Source organism: Desulfosporosinus youngiae DSM 17734 (genome assembly GCF_000244895.1).
GTDB classification, from domain to species: Bacteria; Bacillota; Desulfitobacteriia; order Desulfitobacteriales; family Desulfitobacteriaceae; genus Desulfosporosinus; species Desulfosporosinus youngiae.
Genome location: NZ_CM001441.1, coordinates 2055202 through 2079302, shown reverse-complemented (window position 1 = coordinate 2079302; position 24101 = coordinate 2055202). Strand labels below are relative to the sequence as shown.

General features: G+C 43.5%; 27 protein-coding genes and 1 pseudogene. 6 read left to right on the top strand and 22 right to left on the bottom strand.

The features are described 5' to 3' along the window. Positions 1-2: 2 nt before the first annotated feature. Positions 3-491 carry an RNA polymerase sigma factor gene (locus DESYODRAFT_RS09745; RefSeq protein WP_007782430.1) on the bottom strand — a complete coding sequence of 163 codons (489 nt, stop codon included), beginning with the start codon at positions 489-491 and terminating at the stop codon, positions 3-5. A 171-nt stretch (positions 492-662) separates the two neighbouring features. On the opposite strand from DESYODRAFT_RS09745, the gene DESYODRAFT_RS09740 reads away from it, so the two are divergent. Next, entirely contained in the window at positions 663-1208 is a 546-nt protein-coding gene (locus DESYODRAFT_RS09740) for a MerR family transcriptional regulator (RefSeq protein ID WP_007782427.1), read from the top strand. A 54-nt stretch (positions 1209-1262) separates the two neighbouring features. Here the strand turns inward: DESYODRAFT_RS09740 and DESYODRAFT_RS09735 are convergent, their stop codons facing one another. The 8 genes from DESYODRAFT_RS09735 to pdxR all read right to left on the bottom strand — a co-directional run bounded on the left by DESYODRAFT_RS09735 (position 1263) and on the right by pdxR (position 9722). Further along, positions 1263-2324, bottom strand: coding sequence for a D-alanyl-D-alanine carboxypeptidase family protein (locus DESYODRAFT_RS09735; protein WP_007782424.1), 1062 nt, complete (start codon positions 2322-2324; stop codon positions 1263-1265). Positions 2325-2417: 93 nt separating this feature from the next. Continuing rightward, positions 2418-3548, bottom strand: a complete 1131-nt coding sequence (gene vanS / locus DESYODRAFT_RS09730; protein ID WP_427854313.1) for a vancomycin resistance histidine kinase VanS — start codon at positions 3546-3548, stop codon at positions 2418-2420. After that, positions 3526-4233 carry a VanR-ABDEGLN family response regulator transcription factor gene (vanR, locus tag DESYODRAFT_RS09725; protein ID WP_007782421.1) on the bottom strand — a complete coding sequence of 236 codons (708 nt, stop codon included), beginning with the start codon at positions 4231-4233 and terminating at the stop codon, positions 3526-3528. Before vanR ends, vanS begins: the two co-directional genes overlap by 23 nt. 250 nt (positions 4234-4483) lie before the next feature. After that, positions 4484-5518, bottom strand: coding sequence for a D-alanine--(R)-lactate ligase VanI (vanI, locus tag DESYODRAFT_RS09720; RefSeq protein ID WP_007782418.1), 1035 nt, complete (start codon positions 5516-5518; stop codon positions 4484-4486). A 14-nt stretch (positions 5519-5532) separates the two neighbouring features. Further along, entirely contained in the window at positions 5533-6372 is an 840-nt protein-coding gene (vanW, locus tag DESYODRAFT_RS09715; protein ID WP_007782414.1) for a glycopeptide resistance accessory protein VanW, read from the bottom strand. A gap of 95 nt (positions 6373-6467) precedes the next feature. Next, the gene (gene vanX, locus DESYODRAFT_RS09710) at positions 6468-7076 is read right to left on the bottom strand and encodes a D-Ala-D-Ala dipeptidase VanX (RefSeq protein ID WP_007782412.1); all 609 of its coding nucleotides are present in this window, start codon (positions 7074-7076) and stop codon (positions 6468-6470) included. Between the two features lie 225 nt (positions 7077-7301). Then, positions 7302-8237 (bottom strand): DUF1848 domain-containing protein, encoded by a 936-nt coding sequence (locus tag DESYODRAFT_RS09705; protein WP_007782410.1) that lies wholly within the window; start codon positions 8235-8237, stop codon positions 7302-7304. A 63-nt stretch (positions 8238-8300) separates the two neighbouring features. After that, positions 8301-9722, bottom strand: coding sequence for a MocR-like pyridoxine biosynthesis transcription factor PdxR (gene pdxR / locus DESYODRAFT_RS09700; protein ID WP_007782407.1), 1422 nt, complete (start codon positions 9720-9722; stop codon positions 8301-8303). Positions 9723-9867: 145 nt separating this feature from the next. On the opposite strand from pdxR, the gene DESYODRAFT_RS09695 reads away from it, so the two are divergent. Then, positions 9868-10338 carry a pyridoxamine 5'-phosphate oxidase family protein gene (locus tag DESYODRAFT_RS09695; protein WP_007782405.1) on the top strand — a complete coding sequence of 157 codons (471 nt, stop codon included), beginning with the start codon at positions 9868-9870 and terminating at the stop codon, positions 10336-10338. A gap of 71 nt (positions 10339-10409) precedes the next feature. On the opposite strand, the gene DESYODRAFT_RS09690 is transcribed toward DESYODRAFT_RS09695, so the two are convergent. After that, positions 10410-11798, bottom strand: a complete 1389-nt coding sequence (locus tag DESYODRAFT_RS09690; protein WP_007782402.1) for a DUF2812 domain-containing protein — start codon at positions 11796-11798, stop codon at positions 10410-10412. Next, on the bottom strand, positions 11798-12118 hold the full coding sequence (locus DESYODRAFT_RS09685) for a PadR family transcriptional regulator (RefSeq protein WP_007782399.1): 321 nt from the start codon (positions 12116-12118) through the stop codon (positions 11798-11800). Before DESYODRAFT_RS09685 ends, DESYODRAFT_RS09690 begins: the two co-directional genes overlap by 1 nt. Before the next feature lie 177 nt (positions 12119-12295). Between DESYODRAFT_RS09685 and DESYODRAFT_RS29940 the strand changes: the two are divergent. Next, a pseudogene (locus DESYODRAFT_RS29940) lies at positions 12296-12415 on the top strand (AraC family transcriptional regulator); the annotation flags it as partial. Positions 12416-12433: 18 nt separating this feature from the next. Here the strand turns inward: DESYODRAFT_RS29940 and DESYODRAFT_RS09680 are convergent. The 5 genes from DESYODRAFT_RS09680 to DESYODRAFT_RS09660 form a co-directional block, all read right to left on the bottom strand. Further along, positions 12434-12976 carry a DUF4256 domain-containing protein gene (locus DESYODRAFT_RS09680; protein ID WP_007782396.1) on the bottom strand — a complete coding sequence of 181 codons (543 nt, stop codon included), beginning with the start codon at positions 12974-12976 and terminating at the stop codon, positions 12434-12436. Between the two features lie 203 nt (positions 12977-13179). Beyond that, complete coding sequence (locus DESYODRAFT_RS09675) at positions 13180-14049, bottom strand: hypothetical protein (RefSeq protein WP_007782395.1); 870 nt, start codon at positions 14047-14049, stop codon at positions 13180-13182. Between the two features lie 188 nt (positions 14050-14237). Next, positions 14238-14480 carry a hypothetical protein gene (locus tag DESYODRAFT_RS09670; protein ID WP_007782393.1) on the bottom strand — a complete coding sequence of 81 codons (243 nt, stop codon included), beginning with the start codon at positions 14478-14480 and terminating at the stop codon, positions 14238-14240. A 171-nt stretch (positions 14481-14651) separates the two neighbouring features. After that, a complete protein-coding gene (locus DESYODRAFT_RS09665; protein WP_007782390.1) occupies positions 14652-16259 on the bottom strand; it encodes an ABC transporter permease in 1608 nt (535 codons plus the stop codon). Further along, complete coding sequence (locus DESYODRAFT_RS09660) at positions 16246-17163, bottom strand: ABC transporter ATP-binding protein (RefSeq protein ID WP_007782386.1); 918 nt, start codon at positions 17161-17163, stop codon at positions 16246-16248. The genes DESYODRAFT_RS09665 and DESYODRAFT_RS09660 overlap by 14 nt, the downstream gene beginning before the upstream one ends. A 146-nt stretch (positions 17164-17309) precedes the next feature. Here DESYODRAFT_RS09660 and DESYODRAFT_RS09655 point away from each other — a divergent pair, with 146 nt between their 5' ends. Further along, on the top strand, positions 17310-17912 hold the full coding sequence (locus tag DESYODRAFT_RS09655; RefSeq protein ID WP_007782383.1) for a TetR/AcrR family transcriptional regulator: 603 nt from the start codon (positions 17310-17312) through the stop codon (positions 17910-17912). 450 nt (positions 17913-18362) lie between these two features. Here the strand turns inward: DESYODRAFT_RS09655 and DESYODRAFT_RS09650 are convergent, their stop codons facing one another. The 5 genes from DESYODRAFT_RS09650 to DESYODRAFT_RS09630 all read right to left on the bottom strand — a co-directional run bounded on the left by DESYODRAFT_RS09650 (position 18363) and on the right by DESYODRAFT_RS09630 (position 21304). Further along, positions 18363-18860 carry a GNAT family N-acetyltransferase gene (locus DESYODRAFT_RS09650; protein WP_007782380.1) on the bottom strand — a complete coding sequence of 166 codons (498 nt, stop codon included), beginning with the start codon at positions 18858-18860 and terminating at the stop codon, positions 18363-18365. Between the two features lie 59 nt (positions 18861-18919). Beyond that, positions 18920-19396: a VanZ family protein gene (locus tag DESYODRAFT_RS09645; protein WP_007782377.1), complete on the bottom strand. Its 477-nt coding sequence runs from the start codon at positions 19394-19396 to the stop codon at positions 18920-18922. Positions 19397-19443: 47 nt separating this feature from the next. Continuing rightward, entirely contained in the window at positions 19444-20241 is a 798-nt protein-coding gene (locus tag DESYODRAFT_RS09640) for a class I SAM-dependent methyltransferase (RefSeq protein WP_083842150.1), read from the bottom strand. A 103-nt stretch (positions 20242-20344) separates the two neighbouring features. Continuing rightward, on the bottom strand, positions 20345-20797 hold the full coding sequence (locus tag DESYODRAFT_RS09635; protein ID WP_007782371.1) for an Hsp20/alpha crystallin family protein: 453 nt from the start codon (positions 20795-20797) through the stop codon (positions 20345-20347). A 318-nt stretch (positions 20798-21115) separates the two neighbouring features. Continuing rightward, the gene (locus DESYODRAFT_RS09630; protein WP_007782368.1) at positions 21116-21304 is read right to left on the bottom strand and encodes a hypothetical protein; all 189 of its coding nucleotides are present in this window, start codon (positions 21302-21304) and stop codon (positions 21116-21118) included. A 150-nt stretch (positions 21305-21454) separates the two neighbouring features. Between DESYODRAFT_RS09630 and DESYODRAFT_RS09625 the strand changes: the two genes are divergently transcribed. Both DESYODRAFT_RS09625 and DESYODRAFT_RS09620 read left to right on the top strand, forming a co-directional pair. Further along, the gene (locus DESYODRAFT_RS09625; RefSeq protein WP_007782367.1) at positions 21455-21697 is read left to right on the top strand and encodes a helix-turn-helix transcriptional regulator; all 243 of its coding nucleotides are present in this window, start codon (positions 21455-21457) and stop codon (positions 21695-21697) included. 302 nt (positions 21698-21999) lie between these two features. Then, positions 22000-23409, top strand: coding sequence for a PQQ-dependent sugar dehydrogenase (locus DESYODRAFT_RS09620; RefSeq protein WP_007782365.1), 1410 nt, complete (start codon positions 22000-22002; stop codon positions 23407-23409). A 378-nt stretch (positions 23410-23787) separates the two neighbouring features. Here DESYODRAFT_RS09620 and DESYODRAFT_RS09615 read toward each other — a convergent pair whose 3' ends face one another. Continuing rightward, a complete protein-coding gene (locus tag DESYODRAFT_RS09615) occupies positions 23788-24033 on the bottom strand; it encodes a hypothetical protein (RefSeq protein WP_007782362.1) in 246 nt (81 codons plus the stop codon). Positions 24034-24101 lie beyond the last annotated feature (68 nt).

Genomic DNA, 24101 nt, shown 5'->3' with positions numbered 1-24101 from the left:
CTTCAAATCAATTCCTCCCTTTCCAAAACGGATCTAAGCCATTTTTTGGTCCTGAAATCTATGACTCTTGCGGAGTTTTCCGACACACCTATTTTCTCTGAGATTTCATAGTAACTTATCCCATTGACACGCATACTGATTATCTTTTGGGTGCGCTGATCTTTGGTTTTCAGCAGCTCACGGACCCTACCGGCTATTTGCTTGGCAATCACCCTATCCATGGTTCCGTCTGTCACATAGACATCTAAAAGATCGCTGTATTCCACCGTGGGTCTGACTTTACGCAGGTTTTGCAGCCATAGATGGCGGGCAATCCCCAACAGCCAGGTTTTGATTGAGGAATTGCCTTTAAAATTACGAAGAGAGAATATGGCCTTAACAAAGGTTTCTGAGAGCAAATCCTCCGAAAGGGCAGGATCATGAGTCAGGCTTAACAAATAATGATAGATATCCTGCTTATATTCAAAATACACTTTTTCAATTTCCTTCATTGATACCCCCCTCTCATATAATGAGTCACATTAAGTTAAAAAATATTACACCGGTTAATAAAATTTAAATATACCAATTTCATCCATATTTAAAAACCTCTTGCACCTGACGCAGCGTCAGGTTGTATAATTTACTCGTCGACAAAAATCCTGCGGAAACGAGGTGAAAGAATGCCAAAAACTATTTGGAAAATCGGTGAGCTTGCAAGCCAGTGTGGAATTACAGTCAGAACACTGCACCATTATCACCAAATAGGCCTATTAGTCCCCTCCGAAACTACCGAAGCCGGCCACCGGCTTTACACTAAGGCCGATGCCTTAAAACTTCAGCAGATATTATCTCTGAAACAACTGGGCTTTTCCTTAGAAGAAATCCATAACTTTATGGAAAATCCTGATTTCAATCCTCTCCTCGTCGTTCAAGCTCAACTGGAAATCGTCAAGGAACAGATAAAGATAAAGGAAAAGCTGCGCTCTGAGCTTGAACAACTGCAAACACTGCTGTCATTTAACCAAACTATAAGTTCAGACCAATTAATAAAAATAATGGAGTTGATCCGCATGAATGAACGTCATTATATAACACCCGAGCTGGCCGGAAAAATGAGAGCTTTCCTCAAAGACCTTCCGGAAGAAAAAAAGTCAAAGCTAAAAAAAATGCTGCCCCTCATTAATGAGGCACAAAAACAGGCGCTGCAGAAAATGATCTTAAAATAACACAACCGGTGAAATCAACAACGGGCCGAAAATGCGGCCCGTTGTTGATTGATTTTACTTGAACTTCAAAGGCGGATTGTTCAACCGCCTTTTATCGTGTTGAACATCTCCGGGTACCTTTGTTGAGTTAACGTTATAATCATCCTTTCCTATACTATTATATACAGCTAAGGCATCGCTAATATTATACTGTTCCGACTGATGATTTCCTTTGGCGCCGGCTGAAATCAGAATATATTCCTGGTTGCCCACTTTGGCGAGACTCGCCAGACATAGACCGGCTTCACGGGTATAGCCGGTCTTCCCTCCTAAGATTTTCCCGCCGGCAATGCTTTGATTGTTGAGTTCTTCAAACATGGTACTGTAAAAGGTTATCCCGCCAGGATGCTTATTCGTAGGTTGTATGGAATGACGGGATGAAGTAAAAATCTCCCGGAACGTATCATTTTGCAAAGCATAGCTGAGCAGAACAGCCAGATCTTTGACTGTTGTGTAATGGTTTTTATTCTGAAGTCCGGTTGAGTTCTCAAAATGTGTGGTGCGCATGCCCAGACCTGCCGCTTTTTGATTCATCATCCCGGCAAAGTCCTTCTCCGACCCTGCAATGTAATCAGCAAGCCCGACACAAGACTCTGCCCCGCTGGGAAGCAGAGCCCCATATAAAAGGTCAATCACCCTTACCTTCTCACCCGGCTGGAAACCCGACATAGATGCATCTGCTTCTGACAGGCCCTGAAACACAGAATTGGTAAGGGTGATTTCTTTCTTGAAATCAGGCAGGTTTTCTATGGCGACAATGACTGTCATCATCTTCGTTAAGGAAGCGGGATAGATTTTTTCTTCACTGTTTTTCTGCATCAGAATGTTATGATCTTTTAAATTGATCAGAATCGCATTAGAACTGTTCAGTTGATCGGAAGATATGGAAACAGAGGGTTCGGATTCTGGTTTCAACGCTGAAGCCGTCATGGTTTTATCCTCATATTCCTGGGCAAAGATGTGCTGGTATCCTGGCATAATGATGGATTTATAAACAAAAGCAGCCATTCCAACCTTCAAGAGAAGTACTGCAAATCTGAGTATGCCTGACTTTTTCCTTTTTACTTTTCGTACCATAACAAAACAACTCCTTATTCTGTACTGATATTATTCAAGCACAGAACAAAGAGCTATGTTGGAATTCCAGCTTATGAACTTCTTAAGATTTCCTTATAACGGAAGCTTTACTGTAAATGTCGTAGTTTCCGGGTTGCTTTCCACAGAGATTGTGCCGGCGTGAGTCGTGACAATTTCCCGGGCGATTGCCAAACCCAGCCCTGCTCCGCCGGTGTCTGTGGAACGTGACGAATCTAAGCGGTAAAACTTTTCAAAAATAGTTTCCAGCTTGGCCTGGGGGATGGGATTTCCCTGATTCGTAAAGGTTATAACGACATTTTTGTCCTGCTGACCGGCAGCAATGTCAATGACGCTGTTTTCATAGCTATAGGCCAGGGCATTTTTCAGAATGTTATTGAAGACACGGGCTAGTTTGTCCGCATCTCCCCACAGTGTTAAGCCGTCAGGCACATTGACGGCCACCTGCTTGGCCTGGGGAGCCAACATGGGATAGAATTCATCGGCCATCTGCTGGAGCATGAACTGTAAATTGATTTTTTCTTTATTCAAAACAATTCTTTGCAGATTAAATCTGGTAATCTCAAAAAACTCATTGATCAGCTGCTCTAAGCGATAAGCCTTTTCCAAGGTAATACCCACATATTTTGCCTTCTGTTCAGAAGGCATATCAGGGGCTTCATCGAGAAGACTTAAGTATCCTATAACAGAGGTCAGAGGGGTCTTGATATCATGAGCTAAGTAAACTACCAAATCATTCTTGCGCTGCTCGGCCGCAAGGGCGGCTTTCTTTTGTTTTTCCAAGTTGTTTTTTAGCTGATTCAGCTTATTTTCCATAAAATCCAATTCCGGTGCTAAGGTGATTTCAGCATCGGATTCCTCAGCAAGTTTATCCATTCCGGCGCTGATTTCATCAAAATATTTAGTGAACCAGGAAACTGAAAAAATAACTAAACATATTATAATAACACCAAAAAGGATCGTGGACATATTGTTGCGAATCACCAACTGATAGATCATCTGTGCGTCCGAATTTCTAAAATGATAAGCGTGGACTAAAAATTGAACGATACGATCTCCGATCTGTCCGCGCAGGATATTGCGCAACAGAAAAACAGTCACAGCGGCGGCAACTGTAATCAGAAACATTTGCCCAAGTACTTTCCTTTTTAATTTTGAATAATCATTCCTGCGTTTGTCCTTCTCACTTTTCAATTTTATAGCCAACCCCCCAGACCGTTTTGATATATTTAGGATGTTCGGCGCTGTCCTGCATTTTTTCCCTTAAATGCCGGATATGAACCATGACCGTATTATTACTGTTGGCGAAGTACTTATCTCCCCATACCTCATGGAACAATTCTTCCGAACTGACCACCCGGCCGCGATTGGAACAAAGGACCCAAAGAATGGAGAATTCCGTAGGCGTGAGCGACAGCTTTTTTTCATTCAAGGTACATTCATGAGTTTCTATGTCCAAGACCAGGCCGGAAAAGGCTATTAAATGCTCTTCCTGATTGGGCTCCGCAGAATTATATTTGGTAAATCTCCGCAGCTGCGCCTTGACACGGGCAATCAGCTCCAGGGGACGGAAGGGCTTGGTGATATAGTCGTCCGCACCTAAGGTCAGCCCGGTGATCTTATCGATTTCTTCTTCTTTGGCTGTCAGCATGATCACCGGAAAATTATGCTTTTCCCGGATTTGCCGGCAGATTGAAAAACCGTCTACATCAGGAAGCATGACATCCAAAATGGCGAGGTCCAGTTTTTCATTTTCAATACAACGAAGGGCATCCTGGCCGTTATAAAATTTGAAGATATGATAGTTTTCATTGTTCAGATAAACTTCAACCAAATCGGCAATCGCTTGTTCATCATCAACGATTAAAATATTGGCAGCCAAAAGCGTCATCTTCTTTCTCTAAAGCATATACTCCCCTGATTATTATACCGCGGAGCAATAATTTCATTTTATGGCTTTTTACTTATGGAAACCTTAAGACTTTCTGAATATCGCACTACCGATAGTCTTTCACACACTAATATAAATATCAAGTTTGTCAATAGCAAGAGTTTTAAGCATCAATTCCCTGATTTTTTAGAGACTTCAAGGGACAGTCTGCCCTATCGGCAAACTGTCCCTTAACCTTAAACCTGAAGCATTATTTTCCTTGCAATGTCAACGCCACAATCCGATCGATCACTTCGGCAAAGCTTAACCCTGCGGCCGCCACCATTCTCGGATAACGGCTGTATGAGGTCATGCCGGGCAAGGTATTAACCTCGTTAAGGATTACTTTTCCATCTTCCTTCAGGAACATATCCACCCGCGCCAGTCCCCTGCATCCCAAGGCGCGATAGACGGCTTTTGCTGTCTCCTGAACCTGCAGGCGCGCCTCTGCCGAAATGTCGGCGGGAACGATAAATGTTGAGTTTTCAGAACCCTTTTCAGGCTCATTCTCCTGATGGATTCTGAAAAAACCATAGGACAGAGAAATTTGATCGACCTCGCCTGCCATTAAATCCGGATCGTTCCCTAATATGGCACATCCCACCTCGCTGCCGGCGACAGCCTCTTCAATCAACACCTTGGAGTCATATTGTCTTGCGATTGCCACCGCACTCAGCAATTCTTCTTTTCGGCATACCTTACTGACGCCGAAGGATGAACCGGAACGGGCCGGCTTGACAAAAACAGGATAAGTAAGCCCGTCGGCATCAATAGTCCCCTTGGCCGTGACAGTCCGGAAATTTGGCGTAGCAATTCCCGCCTTGCCAGCGACGATATAAGCAAGGGATTTGTCCATACACAGAGCAGAACTTTGGACATCGCAGCCTGCATAGGGGATGCCGGAAAGCTCCAACAAACCTTGCATTGCACCATCCTCCCCAAGTTTGCCATGCAGAACGGGAAACACCATATCCAAAGGGATCGTTTTGTATTGTCCCTGCTCCAGAACAAGCAAGCCGTGGACGCTTCTGTCCGGTGACAGCATAACCGAACGGCAGCTGCCCTTTTCCCAATTGGCCTCAGGGCGGGGACAAAGCTTCCAAACACCATTTTTCGTAATCCCGATATAGAAAGGTTCATACTTTTCCAGATCAAGGTTTTTAGCGACCTCTTGCGCAGATTTAACGGAGATGGGATGTTCTTCGGAACAGCCTCCGAAGATAATTGCGATTTTCAACTTATCCATGCCGCTTTCCCCTTTCAAAGTTCGAATAATTCCTTTTCTTCCGTGATGGCCGTTCCTTCCGGAAGCAAATAGCCAATTTCACATACATCTGTATAAAGAATGTTTTCTGAGACAACTTGTTTAGATTTGCTGTCTATCCTCTGCCGGCAGACAGAAACCCGCTCAAAGGTTTTCCCTTCTTTTCGGAAATAGCTCTTATCGCGATTAATAATCTCGTAACGATGCCCTATGGCCTGATCGATAAAAATAGAGCCATAAATGTAAGGTTCATTGAAGGCTATTTTAATCTGGAAGGTAAGATTGGTGTTGTTTTTGACCTTTAAATCCAGCCACCCTTCGCTGACCGTAGCGTCCACACCATCAGGTTCGTCCTCATCAGGCGAAGGAAAATCCTTAAGCTGATGAGGATGCCGTTCTACAATGGTGAGGGGAGTATGCAGAAACAGCCAGAACAGCAAATTGCTGAGATGACACGAACCGCCTCCCGGTACCGTGACCAATTCGCCGTTCACCACGCACAAACCGTCCTTATACCGCTGATTTTTCTCGGCGTATCTCACACGCTGCCAAAATGAAAATGTTTCACCAGGGCGTATGATCAGGCCATTGACAGTCTCTGCGGCAAGGCGCAGATTAAACACCTTGTTTTCCTGATATTTCAGATCAAAGCCCGTATTTTCATTGACAAGCTTCGACTTGGTTTCATAGAGGCAAAAAGGCAAAAACTCCGGAGCCTTTGCCTTTGCATAGCGGTTCCGGTCAAAGTACATTTCGGCATAGAAGAATAATCTTCTTTGTGTCCTGCGCAACGGCAATAAGAGTGGAAACAACTGAGTCATTCTTTTTCGTTTCATGTCTGAGACCCCTTTTCAGGAATATGGTTTCACCGCCCCAGCGGCCGTTTTAAGGATTTCAACTCCGCTGCGGCCTGAGCGTTATTTCAGCTCAGCTAGGCGATGAGAAAATCAAAATAAGTGTTGGGATAAGGTTCGTGTTTCAATGTGTAATGCCACCACTCACAAGCATAGGCAACAAAACCGCTGGCCTCCATAATAGAACAAAGGTATTGACGGTTCCTCCCTTCCGCTTGGGTGATTCCCTTTGCTCCGTGATGTGAAACTGAATCCATTAAATCAAAGCCGCCGCCCATAGGCACAAGTGTACCGTCAGCTAAATAATAAAGGGTTAAATCAATGGCGCTGCCCCGGGTGTGGCCCGACTTAGCGGCCACATATCCTTTTGCTACTATCTCAGATCTGTCAATATTCGGATAGTGTTTCAGTTTCGTCCGGCCGTCTTCCGGCTGTTTTGACCAGCGCAGAAAACAATCTACGGCGCTTTGAGGGCGATAACCATCCCAAAGAAGCAAGCCAAAGCCAAAGGATGCGGCGTTTTCCCGTGCTTTTTCTAGGCTTAAGCACAAAGCTCTGGTACCGACAATTCGATTGGCTGCATATCCGTCCACCGGTTTGCCGGTAAAATTATCCCAGGTGGCGTATTTAGCATCCCAGCGTATTCCGGATACAAACTCGTCTACAAAGACAAAATCATTTTTCATCGTCTTTCTCCTTTCAGTGTCAACGACTTATCCTCTCAAACTGCATTCTGCTTTGCTTTTAGCGCATAAAAGCCTGTCTGATTCGACAATGTCATCTTAGCGAAATCAGACAGGCGATGTTGAAATTTTAACTTAGCAAAACCTTAAGAAGTGCTTTCGAAGCACTTATTCTTTTCTTAAACCGTTATACTAGATGAGATTAATCTGATCCTGGTCTCCTAAACATCAAAATTCCTCCTGAAACATACTTATTTGCTTTATTTTTTTTGATGATGCAGTGCGGTCGGTAACAATTTCGTTGCCCTTAGGATAGCCGTTAATCATAGGGGCGCGGGTATCATGCGCCCTCAAGCGCCCGAGCGCTGTCTTTCGGTCGGACGTAGCATAACAATAAAGGCAGCCGTGTGTGCAGGTGTCATATACACCAATATCCACACTTTCGATACAGCCACATGCCGCGCGTTGGTTTGCGTCCTTTTTCGCTGTAATGCGGCACCCGATAATCTCTTCTACCCATTTCCGATCGATGCAAGCAGCATGACCAATGCCGTATTCAGCAAGCTCTATTTCTTCCGCACAGGTGTAAAGTGCCATATCGTATTTTTGAGCCGCCTCAGAGAAGCCGGAAGCAATCGCCAGCATTTCATCCCGGGTCATTGCTCTGAATTTATCGCTGATACTTTTATACGGATCGATGAAACTTAAAATACAACGTTTTGTGTAAGGATGCAGCTCTCCGCACATCCTGGTGAACTGCTCAATATGCCAGGATATTGAGTGGTCGGCATCGACAATAATTGGATCATATCGCCACACGACACGCTGAGAGCTTGTCTGTTTGGACAATTTTATAAATGCCTGCAGAAGCTTGGGTTTTGGAGGCAGGCAGCTCTCCATCTCTTGGCCGTAAGGAGTTAAGGTAAAGTGAGTATAGAAGGCATACCCCATTGCCTCAAGTTGTTCCAGTTTGTCCAGCATGGGTATAGAATTTTTGGTCCAAAATACAATGCAGTCCACATGATCGGCGGAAAGCTCCACTCGTCCCAAACGGCCTGGATTGCGGGGATTGGGGATTAGGGCATAGCCCTCTTTCAGCCTGTTCATGAACCACTGTGAATAAAATGCCGGAATATCCGTTCTCCGGCTCGCACTAATAATCATGTTCCACCACCTGAGTTCATTTGTCAGCCCTTCCTGCAATTTAACCTCCAAAAATGTGAGAAATTAGGTGTTACAGAGTACTGGAGCCCACGCTTGTCTCAAAAGGCGGATGCCCTCTTGTATCTGCTCCTCATTCAGCAGGCTGTACCCTGCAAAAAGCAGATTGGGAGGACAGGCTTCTGAAACACTCCAGAACGGGGTTACCGGGTATACCCTGACTCCTGCTTTCTCGGCGATCTGAATCAACCGCTCGGCACGCACTCCCTCCGAAAACTCCCACAAAAAATGCAGCCCCGCTCCTTGCCCGTGCAGCAGGATTTTGGACCCGAATTGTTTCGACACCTGCTGGACAAAAGCGTCATGCCGTTTTCGATAAGCCGCACACATCCGGCGCACATGCCGGGTATAGTCTCCGGAACGAAGCAAGTCGGCCAGCACTTCCTGGGTCAGCCAAGCAACGGGGCTGCTGTAAGAAGAAAACATCTGATGGTAGGCCGGAAGCAATGGCTGGGGAAGTACCATGTAATTGACGCGCAATGATGGGGAAAGAGATTTGGAAAAGGTGCCGATATAGATAACACGCTCATGGCCGTCGATGGACTGCAGGGACGGCACCGGATTGGCATCATACCTGTATTCACTGTCATAATCGTCTTCAATGATGTAAGCCTTTTCTTCCGCCGCCCATTCCAGCAACTCCCGTCGTTTGGAAATCGGCAGGACGGTTCCATAAGGAAACTGATGGGACGGTGTTACATAAACAGCAGGAACATCCAATGCTTTTAGCTGTGAGAAGTCAAGTCCGTATTCTGTCGATGGAATGTGGCGTATCAAAAACCCGTTGTTTTGAAATACCTCTTTGGCTCCGTTATATCCCGGTTCCTCCATGGCAATCCGCTTATGGCTTGCAAACAGCTTGCATAAACTATCCAGCGAATAATGCAGACCACAGCCAATGAGGATCTGAGCTTCCGTACACACCACCCCGCGGGTCCGGTACAAATAGTTTCGAAGTTCACAGCGCAGGGAGAGGTTCCCCTGTTTATCCTGATACCGGGTCATATGAGCCGACGAATAGGGTGACGCCAACACCTCCAGCAGATGCTTTTTCCAGGCAGATTTAGGAAAACACTCGTCAGGAAAGCTTCCGTATTGAAAATCATAGGGAAGCTTTTGCTCTTCTTTCCTGCCCGGATTAGCAGACACCCTACAAGACAAACTTTGAAATTCACCGCTCCTTTTAGAATCTCTGATGCTCTCTACGGCAAAACCCGCACCTTTGCGAGGGCAAATATATCCCTCCACCGCCAGTTGTGTATAGGCCTTGTCCACCGTATTACGCGCGACACCCAACGTCTTTGCTAAAGTCCGGATTCCGGGCAGCAGCGTTCCCGGCGCAAGATTTCCGGAAATAATGTCCTCCTGTATTTGCCTGTAAATCTGTTCATATAAAGGTGTGTCAACTTCTTTATCAATATAAATCATTATTCATCCCTCATCCAGTGTACCCATAATTATATGCTGAAAGTGCATCTTTTAACAGGTACACCCTCAGCATATAATAAAAGCACATGGTTAGCAATCGGAAAAATCCGAGACATCTTATGATGAAACTTAGGAGGAATGATCTATGCAAAACAGGATGAAACACTTTCAATTAACAAAAGAGGAGATTGACGCCCTCCTGGAAAGAGCGGATATTGGACGATTCGGAACAGTTCGCGAGGACGGATATCCTTATGCCATCCCCATGCATTTTGTCTACTATAATGGAACAATTTATATGCACGGGCTGCCCAAGGGTTTAAAGATTGACAATGTAAAGGGGAATCCGAGAGCTTGCTTTGAAGTGGATGAGTTGTTGGGATTGCAGCCGGGTGAAGCGGCGGCCTGTGATACAGAGGCTATTTACAACAGCGTGGTTGTGCTGGGAAGGGCACATATTCTGGAAGACATCCCCTCAAAACGTGAGGTTCTGAACAGATTGGTTGAAAAATATACACCGCAGTTTGCCGGTAAGGAGCTTCCGGAAAATATGGTGAAAGGCACTGCCGTGATTGAACTGCAGGTTAAGGAATGTACCGGGAAGTATCATAAATAGGTCTTGGTTGTGTGAAAAACCACAAGGTTTTGGGCCTTGTGGTTCATTATGTTGAGTTATATGGCAAAACGTTAAACTCTTAATTTTTCTTTAATGATGGAAATTTGTTTCCTGGATGGTGGTTCTTCCATAGTTAGTTCAATCATCTTATTCTCAAAAAGCAAAATGTATTTCCCTGTTGGTGTATCATCATAATACCGCTGATAAGCTTCAACCGTGCCGAAAATTTTATTGTCGATAGACTCAAAGCTTACATTATCTCGCCACTGGGGTATCTCAAGCAGATGCTTCTTGGCGAGATGATAAACAAACTTAAATTGCGGTTCTAAGATATCGTATTCGAGCCGCGGAGGTGCGTCTTTTGCAGGCAATGAATCTTGCCGGTAATTGCTTTTGGTAAGGAACAATGTGCTATTTATCTTTTTTTCATACGAATAATAGTCATAATCAATGTCACCGTATAAATCTTCACAGGTGAGGGGGATATCATCCCTATATAGCCTGTACTCATGACTGGTTGTTGCGGTAACCGGCCAAGCAACGGTGCGATAATCCGAGTCAGCACCTACATTAAAGCCAAATTTAATGGTGAACCATACAATGAAGGCCAGATATGCAAAAGCAGCAAGGATAAGCACAGTAAAGGATATTACTTTATTTATCGCAGCCGATGCTTTTTTCTTTTTCAAATACTTGATTGACAACCAAAATACTGTCAGCAGAATGGGCATTTGTATGATGCATAGAAATGCACCGAACCAGCTTATTTTAAAAACGAGATAGTTCAGTAAGTAACCAAAGCCAGCAAAAATAAAACTCATAAAGATGATATGGACAATTCTGCGCACCATGCTGATATTTTCAGCACATTCCCCGCCACCGGCAATCGAGCGCTCTGAGCGTTTACACCAAATGAAGTAATCAAGCAAGGAATACACTTCATAAATGACAACCGCCAAAATCATGGCAACAGAAAACAATCGACTGGGATCCGACAGAAAATCGATTGGATCCAATTGAAATGAATTGAACTGCACAACCAAATTAAGCATTAAAACCAGAATCATAACTATTATAGATGGAAGAAAGCTCTTTCTCATACATCTTTTGATATTCTCAAATTTCTCTTTTTCATCCGTCTCAAATGGTATGGGGTTGTCAGCTTCGCTGCAAAAAATCTGCATTTGGTTGAATTGTGTTACGAAATCCCAACCGGCAGCCTTGGCATAATCGAAATAGGTTTGCTGATTATCCGTAATATCGGGATTAAATACTGACCCCTCGGAAAAATATGTAACTGTGTATTTTAACTTCTTCGGCTCTCCTTTTCGAAATGTCCATAAAAAGGCGTCGCACTCCTCAAGAAATAATCCCTTTGCCGCCAGTTTCTCCAATTTGACTTCTATATCCTTATAACGGTCAAATCTAAAATTTATCACCTTTTTAACTTTATGGTTCATCACTGCCCACCACCTTTTACCAGTGCTTCGTAATCATTTTTCTGCTTTGTTAGCCGGTGATATTCTTTTTCAAGCATTTCATCACCAAGCTTTGTAATAATATAGCTTTTTTTTCGATTTTCCGTTTTAGTCTCTATAATCATTTTTTCCTTGACAAAGTTATCCAATAAGCTGTATAGGGTTCCAGGGCCAATGAGCACTCTGCCATCGGTAAGCTCTGCTACCATTTTCATAATATCAACACCACAGGCCTCATTTCTTAGGCAAATAAGGATGTAAAACATTTGCTCTGTTAATGTTTGATATTTTTCTCTGGCCATGTAATCATTCCTTCGCGAATATCGAATATCGATATAATTTGTTTGCATAATAACATCGAATATCGATATTGTCAAGATATTAAAAATAGCTTGAACCCCCAATTTCAAAAACCCCGTTGCCTTCTGGAGCAAACCAGGAGGCAACGGGGCAGGCCGCAAGTCATTTTTAACATTCCAACAATGGCAAAAATATATTACGAAGTAATCAATACCCCCGCTTTCTCTTTTACTAAAATGAATGAACACAAAAAAGATTACGCTTATAGTGAAGTTTGGATCCCAGTTCGAAAAAAATAAGAACACTAAATGAACAATTCATACCCTCAAGGAACCACGGAACGCCCTGCTGCTATAGAACGAAGGGGCACTGTTATGATAAATGAATACTTGGCCGTAGCGACGGTCCGCAAAAATAGCTCCGCCGAGTTTTCTGATGTCGGAAGGTGTCTTCAGCCAGCTTGAGGTCTTCAGATCGAAATTTCCCAGTTTCTGCAGTTCTCTGTATTGCTCTTCTGTCAGAAGCTCGATACCCATGGCCGCCGCCATATCCACTGCATTGCCCTGCGGAAATATTCCTTTCTTGTTTCTCTCCTCCTGGCCTTTACCGTCATAACAACTATTTCTGCGCCCTAGCGGAGTTTCTGCTGAACAATCATAAAAAATATACTCACCCGTCGCCTCATCCCAAGCAACCACATCAGGTTCGCCGCCGGTTCTTTCCATTTCATTAAGTGAGGAAAGTTTCTCCGCCCGATCTTCCAGCCTGGCTTGCACTTTAGCCCATTCAAGACCGTTATGCCGGTGCATGTTTTCCTCAAAACGTTTCTTTAATATTCCCATCAATTCACTGTTTGTCATTCAATCGCCCTCCCCAGGCCGTAATCCTTTGCGGATTACGGCCGCAGTACTTTTACTGTCCAGTACCAAATAATTGATCCCGCATACTTCTATACTTTCCAAGTCGTCTTATCATTATCGGGAGGATTTTACTTTTTTGATAGCATCCCATATTAAAGAAGTACATATTACTAAAAACACGCTGTTATGTGAAATAGCTGACCCTAGTTCTGTATAATATCAAAAAGATAATCCTTATATCCTCGACCCTCGCATGTAACTTCATTCAATCTATACATTCCATATAAGGATATATAATAACCTTTAAGAGGCAACTGCCCGCTATCCACGGCCACTATATCACCTTTGCTGCCAAGAATGAAATTATCTCTATCTCTCATACCGTATGAACCAAGCTCCCCGCGACTGGCTATGCAATACCAAACATACTCCTCTTCCGGTTTAAGTTTGTTGATATCTAATTCAGAAACTACTTCAAAAAACCTCTGAGCAGTTACCAAGCGATCGTATTGTAACCATTGATCGATCTTAATCCTGCGAATTATATACTCCATACGTTGCTTTTGGAAATTGACATTGTAATGAACCAGGTCTCCATCCTTTCGGCTGATTAGTTGATAACGCAGTTCCCTGATTTCACCATCAGCTTCAAAATCTGCTTGGAAATCCTCTATCTTAGCTTGATCTGGAAGCTCAAGTTTTTGGCACATGGATTCCCAATCATTCAAATAGTCAAAATCGTACAGGTTTACCGATTCTGCTTTCACCTTTATGGGAAGCTGATACAGATAGTTCTCAACTGCGGGTTGGGCTAAGCCCACAATGAAGATCACTAATCCTAAAAGTGCAGCCCATCGTTTATTTCTTATGTTCATTTTGGGATGTAGAAATAGTAAATAGATGAGAAATCCTAATGGAATGGCAATCTTATTAAAATTGAATCGGAAACTCCCTAATATGTAATATCCAAACAATTTCAATAAAAGAAAATCCTCAGACCTATCACTTCGCGTGTAGATATAAATGAGTCCCAAAATAAGAATTGCCGTAACAATGATCTGGACTATATTCAAGGCTCTCCTCCTACTCCAGAGTGGTCCTATTCTTCCCAAAACAATAACAAGTTCTTGGCGGGCACAGTACTTTTGCTGTGCCCGCCAAATCACTGCCGTAAAGCTAAAGCTTTGTTGGAAGAAGAACGCTGCAGTGCCTAAGACATTATGTAGGAACCCACTATTTTGCGGGAACCCCGGCGGCTCAATCACCCATTTCCCAGCGGCCTGCCAAACAGAATAGCGGAGATGATTAGCAGGCGCAGCGCTTCCCAGTATGTAATTTCCCTGATGTTAAAAATCCGGGTTATTGTTATATTCCACAGCCACATTAGAACACCGCTAACTATAAACAGGAAGACAATCCCCAAAAGCAGCATTGAGAACACACTGCTCATTAATCCAAGGCCCAAACTCATTACACCAGGTTCTCCAAAATGAATATCATTCATAATACAGCTCACCCCCTTAATCCAATCTTGCCCCTCCGCAGTTCTCAGTTCCATCAGATCGGAGCTTTTAGCCGAAAACTCCGATCTTAATTCTAATTCTGTATTTCTTTGGAATATTCCTCTAAATTAGTAAAATCTAATTTTGAGTTTGAGCAAGCTGGAAGCAGAGAATTATGCTTTTGTCAGAACATCTCTATTTCTAAAGCCAAACAATCCGGCCCCTGTCAGTATAACCGAAAGGCAAAGCAGCCCGAACAACGGAAGCAGCGGCAAATTATTAATATCAATGGTATAGTGACTATAAGAGAATGGAGAAATACGCATCATTGACCAATCAATGATCCGGGCTTCCCAGGCAAGCTCCAGCATACTGAAGGACAGCCAGATTCCCCACCCCAGTGCAGTTATCCGAGGACATAAGCCATACAATAAAGCTGTTATTGCCAACAATAGCCATACAGGCGGTATTTTAGAAACACTCATGACAAAAATATACCAAAACTCATTGCTTAAATTACCGGCTGCACCCCCATAAACCAATCCCCCGACAATGCCTATAACCACCAGCAGTGCAGCAGAGCCCAAAGATGCTATGATTAAATGACTGCTCATCCAGCGAATCCTGCTGACCTGCTTATCTACCAGCATCTCTGCTCTCCCTTCACTTTCTTCTTTTTTAAGGCGCAGTACAGCAGTCATGGCATAGACAGCTACAAAAAGAGAAATCAAATAGAAACTGATACTGATAAAGACATTACCCAAACCCACCTCATCAGACCAGCTTGTCCCGCCCAGATTTGACAGCCAGTCACTCATTCCGCCGGCTGCGGATAGACCGGGAGAAATAGCTGCAAATACCGCAATATACAACACTGTCCCCAACAGCCAACCGTAAAAACTTCTCCTTTGCAGCCTCCAGGCCAACGCTAAGGGACCGGAAAAATAGGGAGCTGCTTCCGGCGGGCCGGAACGGGCTAAAAAAACACCTGCCCCCAGATCTCTGCGAGCAGAAAGTACATAGGCAATTACGGCAGGTACAGCTGCCAAGGCCGCACAATAGAGCAGACCCCAGCTGGAATTCCCGGCAAAGGGCTGAGTTATCCGCTGCCAGGCCATAGGTGTAAGCCATTTTAATAAAGTATCGCCACCGCCAAAGTTATTCAAAATCCCCATCACCAGTCCCGCTCCCAAAGCTGCCAGCCCGATCCCCCGGGCAGTCCCGCTGTTTTCCCTGAGTTGAACCCCTAAGGCCCCGATTCCGGCAAAGAAGCATCCACTTATCGCCATAGTCCCTCCAAACAGAAAAGAGCCTCCTGCCGGACCGCCAAGAAAAATAATACTCAAGGCAATCAGCAATCCCGCTGCCAGGTTTCCCATACCGGTCAGCATCAGCACAGCAGTCAGGTTGGCATGGCGGCCTATTACATAGGAACGAAACAGCTCGCTGCGACCCGTTTCTTCATCCCCACGGGTGTGCCGGACCACTGTAAGCAGACTGCCGACACCCAGGACCAGAGTGATTTGGGAAACCCCCCGCCACACAATGGCACCCGGAAGGTCAAAGGACATGACGGGACCAAGTAGTGCCGAAATTAACGAATCCTTATCAAAATCATACAATACCTTTTCTAATCCCTGGCCGGACATGGCACTGAACGTAGCTGCCACGATTAAACCCAGAATCACCGGCAAGAAGATCCAGAGAGGCAGCAGAAAACGGTCCCGGCGCAGAAATAATCTGAAAAGTGTACCGGTACCCGTAAAATCAATTTTTTTCAAACCAGGCTCCTCCTTTTTCATGAAGATCATCGCCATAATGGCGCATGAACAGTTCCTCCAAACTGGGCGGTTCAACCGTCAACGATTTTATCCCCAGCGGCAGCAGCGCCCCCATCACCTCTGTCATGGCCTTAGAATCCACAGAAAAACGGTACTTTAGCCCTTCTCGCGACACATCATGAACTCCTGACAATTTCTCCAATTCCACGGCACTGCGGCCCGTCTCAACATTGACGGTTGTGCGGGTAAGATGTCTAAGCTGGGACAATGTTCCCGATTCGACAATTTGCCCTTGCCGGATAATGCTCACCCGGTTACAAAGAGCCTCAACTTCCGATAGGATATGGCTGGACAGAAGCACGGTTTTTCCGGCTTTTTTTACGTCTGCCACACATTCTTGAAAAACCGCTTCCATCAAAGGATCAAGCCCCGAAGTAGGCTCATCCAAAAGATACAATTCCGCTTCACAGGAAAAGGCAGATACCAAAGCCACCTTCTGCCGGTTTCCTTTAGAATAGGTTCCGCTCTTTTTAGTTGGGTCAAGCTGAAAGCGTTCCAGCAATTGTCTTTTCCGAGAAAGGTTAAGCCCTCCGTGCAGCCGGCCCAGAAAATCAATAATCTCCCCTCCGGATAGGTCAGGCCATAGGGTAACATCTCCGGGGACGTAAACTAAACGTCGATGTAATTCCACGGCATCCCGCCAGGGATCTCCGCCAAGCAATCGGATTTCTCCTGAACTTTTTTTCAAAATTCCCAGCAGGATGCGGATAGTCGTAGACTTCCCGGCACCGTTAGGGCCAATAAATCCATGTATTTCCCCTTGCTCCACTGTGAGATCAATTCCCTTTAAAGCCTGGGTCTTGCCAAAGGATTTGCTCAGCTTTTGAATATGAATGACATTCATATTCAACCCTCCTCTTTATATGTTTTATAATAACATGTTATATTATCTCCATAATATTCGCCGTTACAATTCTTGTCAATAAGTTTTATATATTTTATATTGACTCATTATAAAACTTTTAGTACCATTATGGTGAGGTGACAAACTTGAATGGATACGAGCGCAGAACAGAACTAAAAAAAGATAAAATACGCACTGCCGCCTTAGGGCTTTTTTGCATGTATGGAACAGATAAAACCAGTATCAATGAGATCGCTCAAAAGGCAGGAGTCGCACCGGCCAGTATTTACAATTATTTTGGAAGCAAAGAAGGCCTAATGAAGGATACGATTATAAACCTACTGAAAAGCGGCTGGAAAGCGAGAAAAGAGTTGTGGGAAACTGACCTGCCTTTTCCTGAATTATTAAAACGTGCCATATCTATGAAAGACGATTTCATTGATCAGATTAACCTAGAGACTCTGAAAGCATTGCTTAATGCCGATCCGGAGATAAAGAAGCTGGCAGATGATTTTGATACACACGAATACCCCTACATCGTTGGTCAATTTCTGGAGAAGGGTCGAAGAGAAGGCTATATCCACAGGGAAATCTCGATTGAAGCGGCCATGGTTTATCTCAAAATGTATCAAGAGGTAGTTCAAAAACCTGAAATGTTAAGGAACAGCAACAAAGATTTGCTGAAAGAATTATATGATTTAATGCTATATGGTCTGGCGGGGAACCCTGTCACTGACAAGTCGGAATAAGTTCCGGTCTGCTTCTATGAATTTTCAAAGGGGCTGTGCGAAAACTATTAATAGTTTCGCACAGCCCCTGTAAATGAGAGTGCTCTCGGGTCTGGCAGCTTCGCCACATCCGTGCAAGATTAGTTAATTCGTGCGAAGACAGTGTCTGCGTGTACCGCAGCATTCCGAGGCTCGCACCGTCTTGTGGGCTTTTACCGCCTCTCCATGCAATGGGTTCGCTTCTGTGGACGAAGCTGCCCTGCTTGCGGGCCTAGGAATTCTTCTGCATGTTTTTTGTGGGTGTTTGATTTTTCAGAGTAGAGTAGTAGCCGCCCATGCCGCTATTACAGGTCCGGACGTGTGAATTTCCCTCATCCGGTTCCTCTCTATGGTTTTGCTAAATGTGGGATTGCATTAGTATGCAAACTTGTTCATCCAACATCGTTTGTAACTGCAAACCATACAAGTCTTTCAGATTTTTAATTCAAATAATGAGACGGTTCTTCCTTTAATGTTGGATAGTATTTCATTCCTATATTTTGCGCCCACTTTTTTATAGAATCCTGTTGCATAAGGATCGGACAATATGGATAAGCAGTGGATATTCTCCTTAACGCAGATGTTTTTTGCCGCACCAATTAACTGGGTTCCAATTCCCAGACCAATAAACTCCGGCAGGATAAAAATATGCTCCAGCCAAAAACCCTTTCTGAGCAGTATCTCCCCGACCAGGAAATCCTCTTGAACTTCCACCATGGAGAAATATCCAACTATTTGACCTGCAACCTCCGCCACATAAACATAATTGTCCTTTATGTAATTAGACGTAATGGTTAACTCTGTTTTCCAGATATCGAAATATGCTTCGGGATAATTCCAGTATCTCTTTGCCGCAAATGAGAGATTGGTTAAAATATCATTTTCACAGTCTTCAGCAGGCCTTACCGCAATTTTTACCGTTTTGCCCACTCCTCTCAAAACTATGCTGGAATAAAACTCAAAATGGATAGAACGCCGAGAACAGGAGCCTAACCCTTTTCCAAACGCACTGCTTTTGCAAGCAGCCTCAGGACTATAATCAGCGCAAGGTAGCCCAAAAACCCGCCTAAAGTATTTAAAATAACATCGTCGATATCCGCTATCCCCAGTTTGGCGACGAGCTGTATTATTTCCAGAACAGAACTCGTTATCAAGACAGCAAGTACAATAGCTCCGGGACTTTTGAGCTTTTTAAAAACAAGGGGCAGCAGAAAGCCCATGGGCATAAAAGCCAATACATTCCCAAACAAGTTGAAAAACCAAACATCAATATTCTCATCACCGATCCAGCTCAGATAAGCAGTGATCGTTTTGAATGGGATCAAGTTAAAGCTCAGAACGTCCCCGGAAAACCTAAAATACTGACTGTAAGCAAAAAAGAAAAGCCGATAGAGCAAATAGGCAAAATATATAAGAAAGAGTACTCCTGCGCTTGTTCGCACCAACTTATTTAAACCAGAAGGCATGAACGATTCCCTCACCTTCTCCCTTGTAATTCATCTTCTTTAAAGGTTCATTCCGCCGGATACTTTAAGGCGTTGCCCAATAAAAACACCGCCCCCACAAGACGGCTTTCCAGATCGGCAAGTTCGTCTTGCTGATTCCGCACATATTGGGCAAACAACTCTCTCTTGGCCGGATAAGCCTTGCTTAGTTCTTCCGCGCGGCGCTTGATATTGCTGAAGTCCTCTGCATAGCTGGGCTTTTCTTCGTCTAAAGCGTGGATGGCGGCAAGCTTCAGCCCCGCTTCCCCGATAAGGGATTTCCATTCAGGAAGCCTAAGATACTCACCGTAGAAAAGCAGCGTGCTCTCGTTCCCCTCCGCCAAATAAGCATCGTCCAGGAGAATATGTCCTCCAGACCTGACCGTACCTGCCAGCGCCTTTAAAATTTCATATTGACTGCCCAGGACATTGCCAACCGCTCCATAGATCACCAGATCATAACCGCGTTCCGCTTGGACAGTCTCGGTAATATCTCCTACCGTAAATTCGCAAAGACCCTCGACACCGTATTCTGCTGCCTTTTCCCTTGCATACTGAACAAAGTCCGGAAGCAGGTCAATGCCTTTGCAACGGCAGCCAAGCTCCCTGGCAAGGCGGATGGATACCGCACCCTTTCCGCAGCCTAAATCCAAAACCCGGGCATCTTCCTTCAGCAGGATATGGTTCTTTATCATGCTGAGCATTTCTTCGGGAGAGCTTCCCAGCTCCCATAAATCCTGCAGCAAGTAGGGAAGAAACGGGATAATGTCGGTACTATCACCTGTAAGTGACTGCGCCAGTTTTTCCAGAGTCTGATCCTTCATCATGATACCTCCCAATCACTCTTATTGTACATTAGATCAAGTTAAATGTAGGGTTTTTCTTCATGAATATAGAAGAAAAGAGCACCTTTCGATGCTCTTAAAAAATTTAATCTATTTCAATTTGTTTTCCTTTAATAGCTTTTTCCTGTTTTTTGGGCAGTGTTATGAAAAGCAGTCCATTTTCAAATTTGGCATTCACATTATCGGTTTCAACATTAGGAATTACAAACGATCTGGTCATAGAACTATAGTTTCTCTCTCTACGTATATAATTGTCCTTTTCCTCTTCCGTTTGCTCATTTTTCTGGACAGATATTGTGAGTCTGTCATCATCAATTTGAAGATTAACATCTTCTTTCTTGATCCCAGGGAGTTCAGCCTCAAGAATAAATTCATTCTCGTTTTCCTTTACATCAACCTTCATTTGAGCACTATTTTTGTAAAGGGAGGGAAAATGTCTATCATTAAAGAAACCTTCGAAAATTCCCTCAAGATCAAACAAATTATTGTATTTTTGAATTCCGGAACTTCTTCTTGCAAATGGTACTATATCAAACATTAACAAACACCTCCGCTGTTGTTCTTGTTTAGTAACACTTCAATAGGTTCAATATGCCGAGTCCACTAAATAACTTATTACATCAAGAGCACCCCCTACTTTTTGTTTTCTGACCATCACTGACCTTTAATATATTTATACACTATGTAAACTGAAGTTTCAAATATCATCTTTGACCTTTTCTGACCATTAGAATTGCTAATTTCCTATGGTATTAAAATATCATATTATTGCTTTAAATTCCTCTCATTATCTCCATTTTGTGCTAATGAAAGATTCGAGTATGGGATTTGATTATTTCCCCTTAAAACAAATATCTCATTTCCTTCTCATATAATGCCCCAGTTCCTTTTGTATTTTGACCACCAAGTCATCAACTTTGCGGTTCTGTGTCATAACTGCCTCATCCTGTATGATCGGAATCCCATTTTTTATGGCTTCTTCAACAAGTCTATGCAGCTTTTCCTTTTCTCTTTTCAGCCTTTCATCGAGAGATATTTTTCCCATGCTGAAATCTCCTTCTGCCCCACCCATTAATTTATTTAAAGCATGTACAGTATAAATCATCTCTATTTTATTTTCAACGGTATTCCGTTAATTATTTTTAATGCATACTGCTATCTTAGATTTAACGGAATAACGGTTAGAGGTGATCAAATGAATATTTCTCAAGCAGTAGTCAAACGTATTAAAATGCTGTGCAAAGAACATAAGCTGACAGTCAATGCACTTTGCAATGCTTCAGGCGTAACTCAGTCAACGGTGAATGATATCGTGAACGGCATAACCTACAATGCGGGAATTGTAACTATCAAGAAACTGTGCGATGGATTCGGAATCAGTGTACGGGAATTTTTTGACTCCGATTTGTTTTCTGACCTGGAGCAGGAAATAAAATAGCCGTCATACAACTGAATTAACCCGGCAAGAGTGACAACCTTCTCTCGGGCTTTCACCAAGAATCTTACGCAAGTAAGATTCTTGGTGCTAAGACTACAAATGCCAAATCGTGTTATAAATTGCATCTGAATGATAACGTGAAGAATCGAATTCCCAGGCCCTCAGCTTGGGAATTCGATTCTTCCTATCCTCGTCAATTCAATGTAGTTATAGGCCATAATACCCTGGTTCTAATTAAGTACTAACGGAATACCTCCAATCATATCTTATGAAAAATAACACTAAGGAGGAGTATTAGTTAGTTGATAAAAGTTAGTTTACGGCCCATCCTCACCAAGATAAATTTACCCACCGTTTTAAAAACAACGATCCTTCCGGGCGACTCAATTGAACGATTATTTGTCGCAACTCAGACAGGAGAGATCTTTTACCTTGGCAATGGAGTTATCAGGACTTTTTTAGATATTCGCCCGCAAATCATAAAACTAGGCGTTGCTGGCCGCGGATATGATGAACGGGGATTGCTGGGTCTGGCGTTTCATCCCGAATTTTATTATAACGGCCTGTTTTATCTTCATTATTCCATGGCCGGAACACAAGGTCCGGGCGCTCTTCCTGAATCTTTCCAGCCTAACCCATGTGTCCCCGGCACCTTAAACTTAAGGTGGATAAATCGGGAAATTCAATATGATCATATTGATACAGTTGAAGAATGGATTTTACAAGCGAATGGTCAGCCCCGCAAACGACGAACATTGCTTAACTTAAGAAGGCCTTTTTTTAATCATAATGGAGTCAACAGTTTAAACTTTTCACCTGAAACCGGAAACCTTGTTTTAACAACCGGGGACGGCGGATCAGGGTATGATCCCTTTAATTTAAGCCAGAATGATCTGGAAATCGCCGGTAAAATAATTGAAATCGATGTACTTAAGAATACCTTTGTCAATAATCCGCCTGCAGTCACACGTTTTAATGAACTTCCTGCCTCTATTCAGGAAACCCTGACGGTCATTGCTAAAGGGGTTCGCAATATATCAGGCATTTCATTTCAATGGTTCTATAACCAGTGTATCAAATATATTGGCAATGTCGGACAGGATCTGGTAGAGTCAATTTTTTCATTTGTTGATTATAAACCAATACCGGTTACAGAGCTAATTCAAGCTGCTATGCTGAGATCCGAACCTGACCAGGAAGGATTTATTAACCTTGGCTGGCGGGGGTGGGAGGGTGCTTTTCCTACTTCGATAATAAGAGCCTGCTCTGGTAATCCAACCTTAAACGAAAAAACCATTGCTTATTACAATGAAGCAATCAAAACTTCAGCGCGGCGTCTGCAGCCTCTAATTAGTTATTTCCATAAAGACCCCCGCCCCGCTAAGTTTGGAGGAACCGCGCTTACCGGAGTTCAGCCCTATATGGGGAATGAAATTCCCGCTTTAACGGGAAGCGTTGTCTTTACCGACCTGGCTCGGGATGATAAATCCCTGCCGCCAGTCAGAGGGGTCTTAGCTTATACTCGGGTAAGAACAGATTGTAATCCAACTGATTTCAGGGTTATCGAAATCGGTTATAATTTTGGCCCTCAATCAGCCTTTTATGTTAGTTTGGGAACGAATCTGGATCAGAGCAGATTATATTTAGGGGTTTATGGCTCTATGAAAGTGACTGATTTTAACCAAGGCACTGTTTTTGAAATTGTTAAATAGACATCTCTATACTGATTTTATCTAGGTTGATAGTGCTTTTAATGAGAACCAGTACCCTAATCTCTCGTCATCTAAACATCTGTCTCAATGCCATAGCTCTGGTTCTTTTTGTGACCCTAGTTCCGCGGGCTTGTACCAAGAATCTTACGCGCGTAAGATTCTTGGTACAAGCCCGGCCGGTTACGAGTCAGCTATGAGCAATCCCAAAGGCAAATGATCAACTGAAAAACCGACTGTCGGCAGTCTCCTCTTCACCAAACCGTTAAACCAGAAGCCGCCATGAACGGCGGCTCCTCAAATATCTCCTTAGCTATATGCATCTAATGTTAGATATTTGGATAGAGGTAAACAAAAGCCCATCCTGAAACTTCATATTCATTAGATTGCTCCTCTAAATCCAAATATTTGTTTAATCTGAACCTCAAGCTTTTCTTTTCCAGTGTGATAAACTAGTTCATCGTCTTTTGTGCGTACTAACTCTCTTGTTGCTTCCCTTTCGTCATCAAAAGCCTTCACTACTGCCAGATCATCAATGTATCGTACATTATCTTCAATATGAGCCTTTAGTATCTGAATTTTTACAAATCTGTCAGGATATATTCTTCTAACTTCCTCCCATTTCATTAAATAGATCACCTCATTAATTCAATATAATCCCATTATACAATGTTGCGATAATTGTCAGCCCTTGA

Bases quoted from the DNA above. Each gene is read 5' to 3' on its own strand.
- DESYODRAFT_RS09745 (WP_007782430.1), bottom strand. From the start codon at position 491: ATGAAGGAAATTGAAAAAGTGTATTTTGAATATAAGCAGGATATCTAT.
- DESYODRAFT_RS09740 (WP_007782427.1), top strand. From the start codon at position 663: ATGCCAAAAACTATTTGGAAAATCGGTGAGCTTGCAAGCCAGTGTGGA.
- DESYODRAFT_RS09735 (WP_007782424.1), bottom strand. From the start codon at position 2,324: ATGGTACGAAAAGTAAAAAGGAAAAAGTCAGGCATACTCAGATTTGCA.
- vanR (WP_007782421.1), bottom strand. From the start codon at position 4,233: ATGACGCTTTTGGCTGCCAATATTTTAATCGTTGATGATGAACAAGCG.
- vanI (WP_007782418.1), bottom strand. From the start codon at position 5,518: ATGGATAAGTTGAAAATCGCAATTATCTTCGGAGGCTGTTCCGAAGAA.
- vanW (WP_007782414.1), bottom strand. From the start codon at position 6,372: ATGAAACGAAAAAGAATGACTCAGTTGTTTCCACTCTTATTGCCGTTG.
- vanX (WP_007782412.1), bottom strand. From the start codon at position 7,076: ATGAAAAATGATTTTGTCTTTGTAGACGAGTTTGTATCCGGAATACGC.
- DESYODRAFT_RS09705 (WP_007782410.1), bottom strand. From the start codon at position 8,237: ATGATTATTAGTGCGAGCCGGAGAACGGATATTCCGGCATTTTATTCA.
- pdxR (WP_007782407.1), bottom strand. From the start codon at position 9,722: ATGATTTATATTGATAAAGAAGTTGACACACCTTTATATGAACAGATT.
- DESYODRAFT_RS09695 (WP_007782405.1), top strand. From the start codon at position 9,868: ATGCAAAACAGGATGAAACACTTTCAATTAACAAAAGAGGAGATTGAC.
- DESYODRAFT_RS09690 (WP_007782402.1), bottom strand. From the start codon at position 11,798: ATGAACCATAAAGTTAAAAAGGTGATAAATTTTAGATTTGACCGTTAT.
- DESYODRAFT_RS09685 (WP_007782399.1), bottom strand. From the start codon at position 12,118: ATGGCCAGAGAAAAATATCAAACATTAACAGAGCAAATGTTTTACATC.
- DESYODRAFT_RS09680 (WP_007782396.1), bottom strand. From the start codon at position 12,976: ATGACAAACAGTGAATTGATGGGAATATTAAAGAAACGTTTTGAGGAA.
- DESYODRAFT_RS09670 (WP_007782393.1), bottom strand. From the start codon at position 14,480: ATGAATGATATTCATTTTGGAGAACCTGGTGTAATGAGTTTGGGCCTT.
- DESYODRAFT_RS09660 (WP_007782386.1), bottom strand. From the start codon at position 17,163: ATGAATGTCATTCATATTCAAAAGCTGAGCAAATCCTTTGGCAAGACC.
- DESYODRAFT_RS09645 (WP_007782377.1), bottom strand. From the start codon at position 19,396: ATGCCTTCTGGTTTAAATAAGTTGGTGCGAACAAGCGCAGGAGTACTC.
- DESYODRAFT_RS09640 (WP_083842150.1), bottom strand. From the start codon at position 20,241: ATGATGAAGGATCAGACTCTGGAAAAACTGGCGCAGTCACTTACAGGT.
- DESYODRAFT_RS09635 (WP_007782371.1), bottom strand. From the start codon at position 20,797: ATGTTTGATATAGTACCATTTGCAAGAAGAAGTTCCGGAATTCAAAAA.
- DESYODRAFT_RS09630 (WP_007782368.1), bottom strand. From the start codon at position 21,304: ATGGGAAAAATATCTCTCGATGAAAGGCTGAAAAGAGAAAAGGAAAAG.
- DESYODRAFT_RS09625 (WP_007782367.1), top strand. From the start codon at position 21,455: ATGAATATTTCTCAAGCAGTAGTCAAACGTATTAAAATGCTGTGCAAA.
- DESYODRAFT_RS09615 (WP_007782362.1), bottom strand. From the start codon at position 24,033: ATGAAATGGGAGGAAGTTAGAAGAATATATCCTGACAGATTTGTAAAA.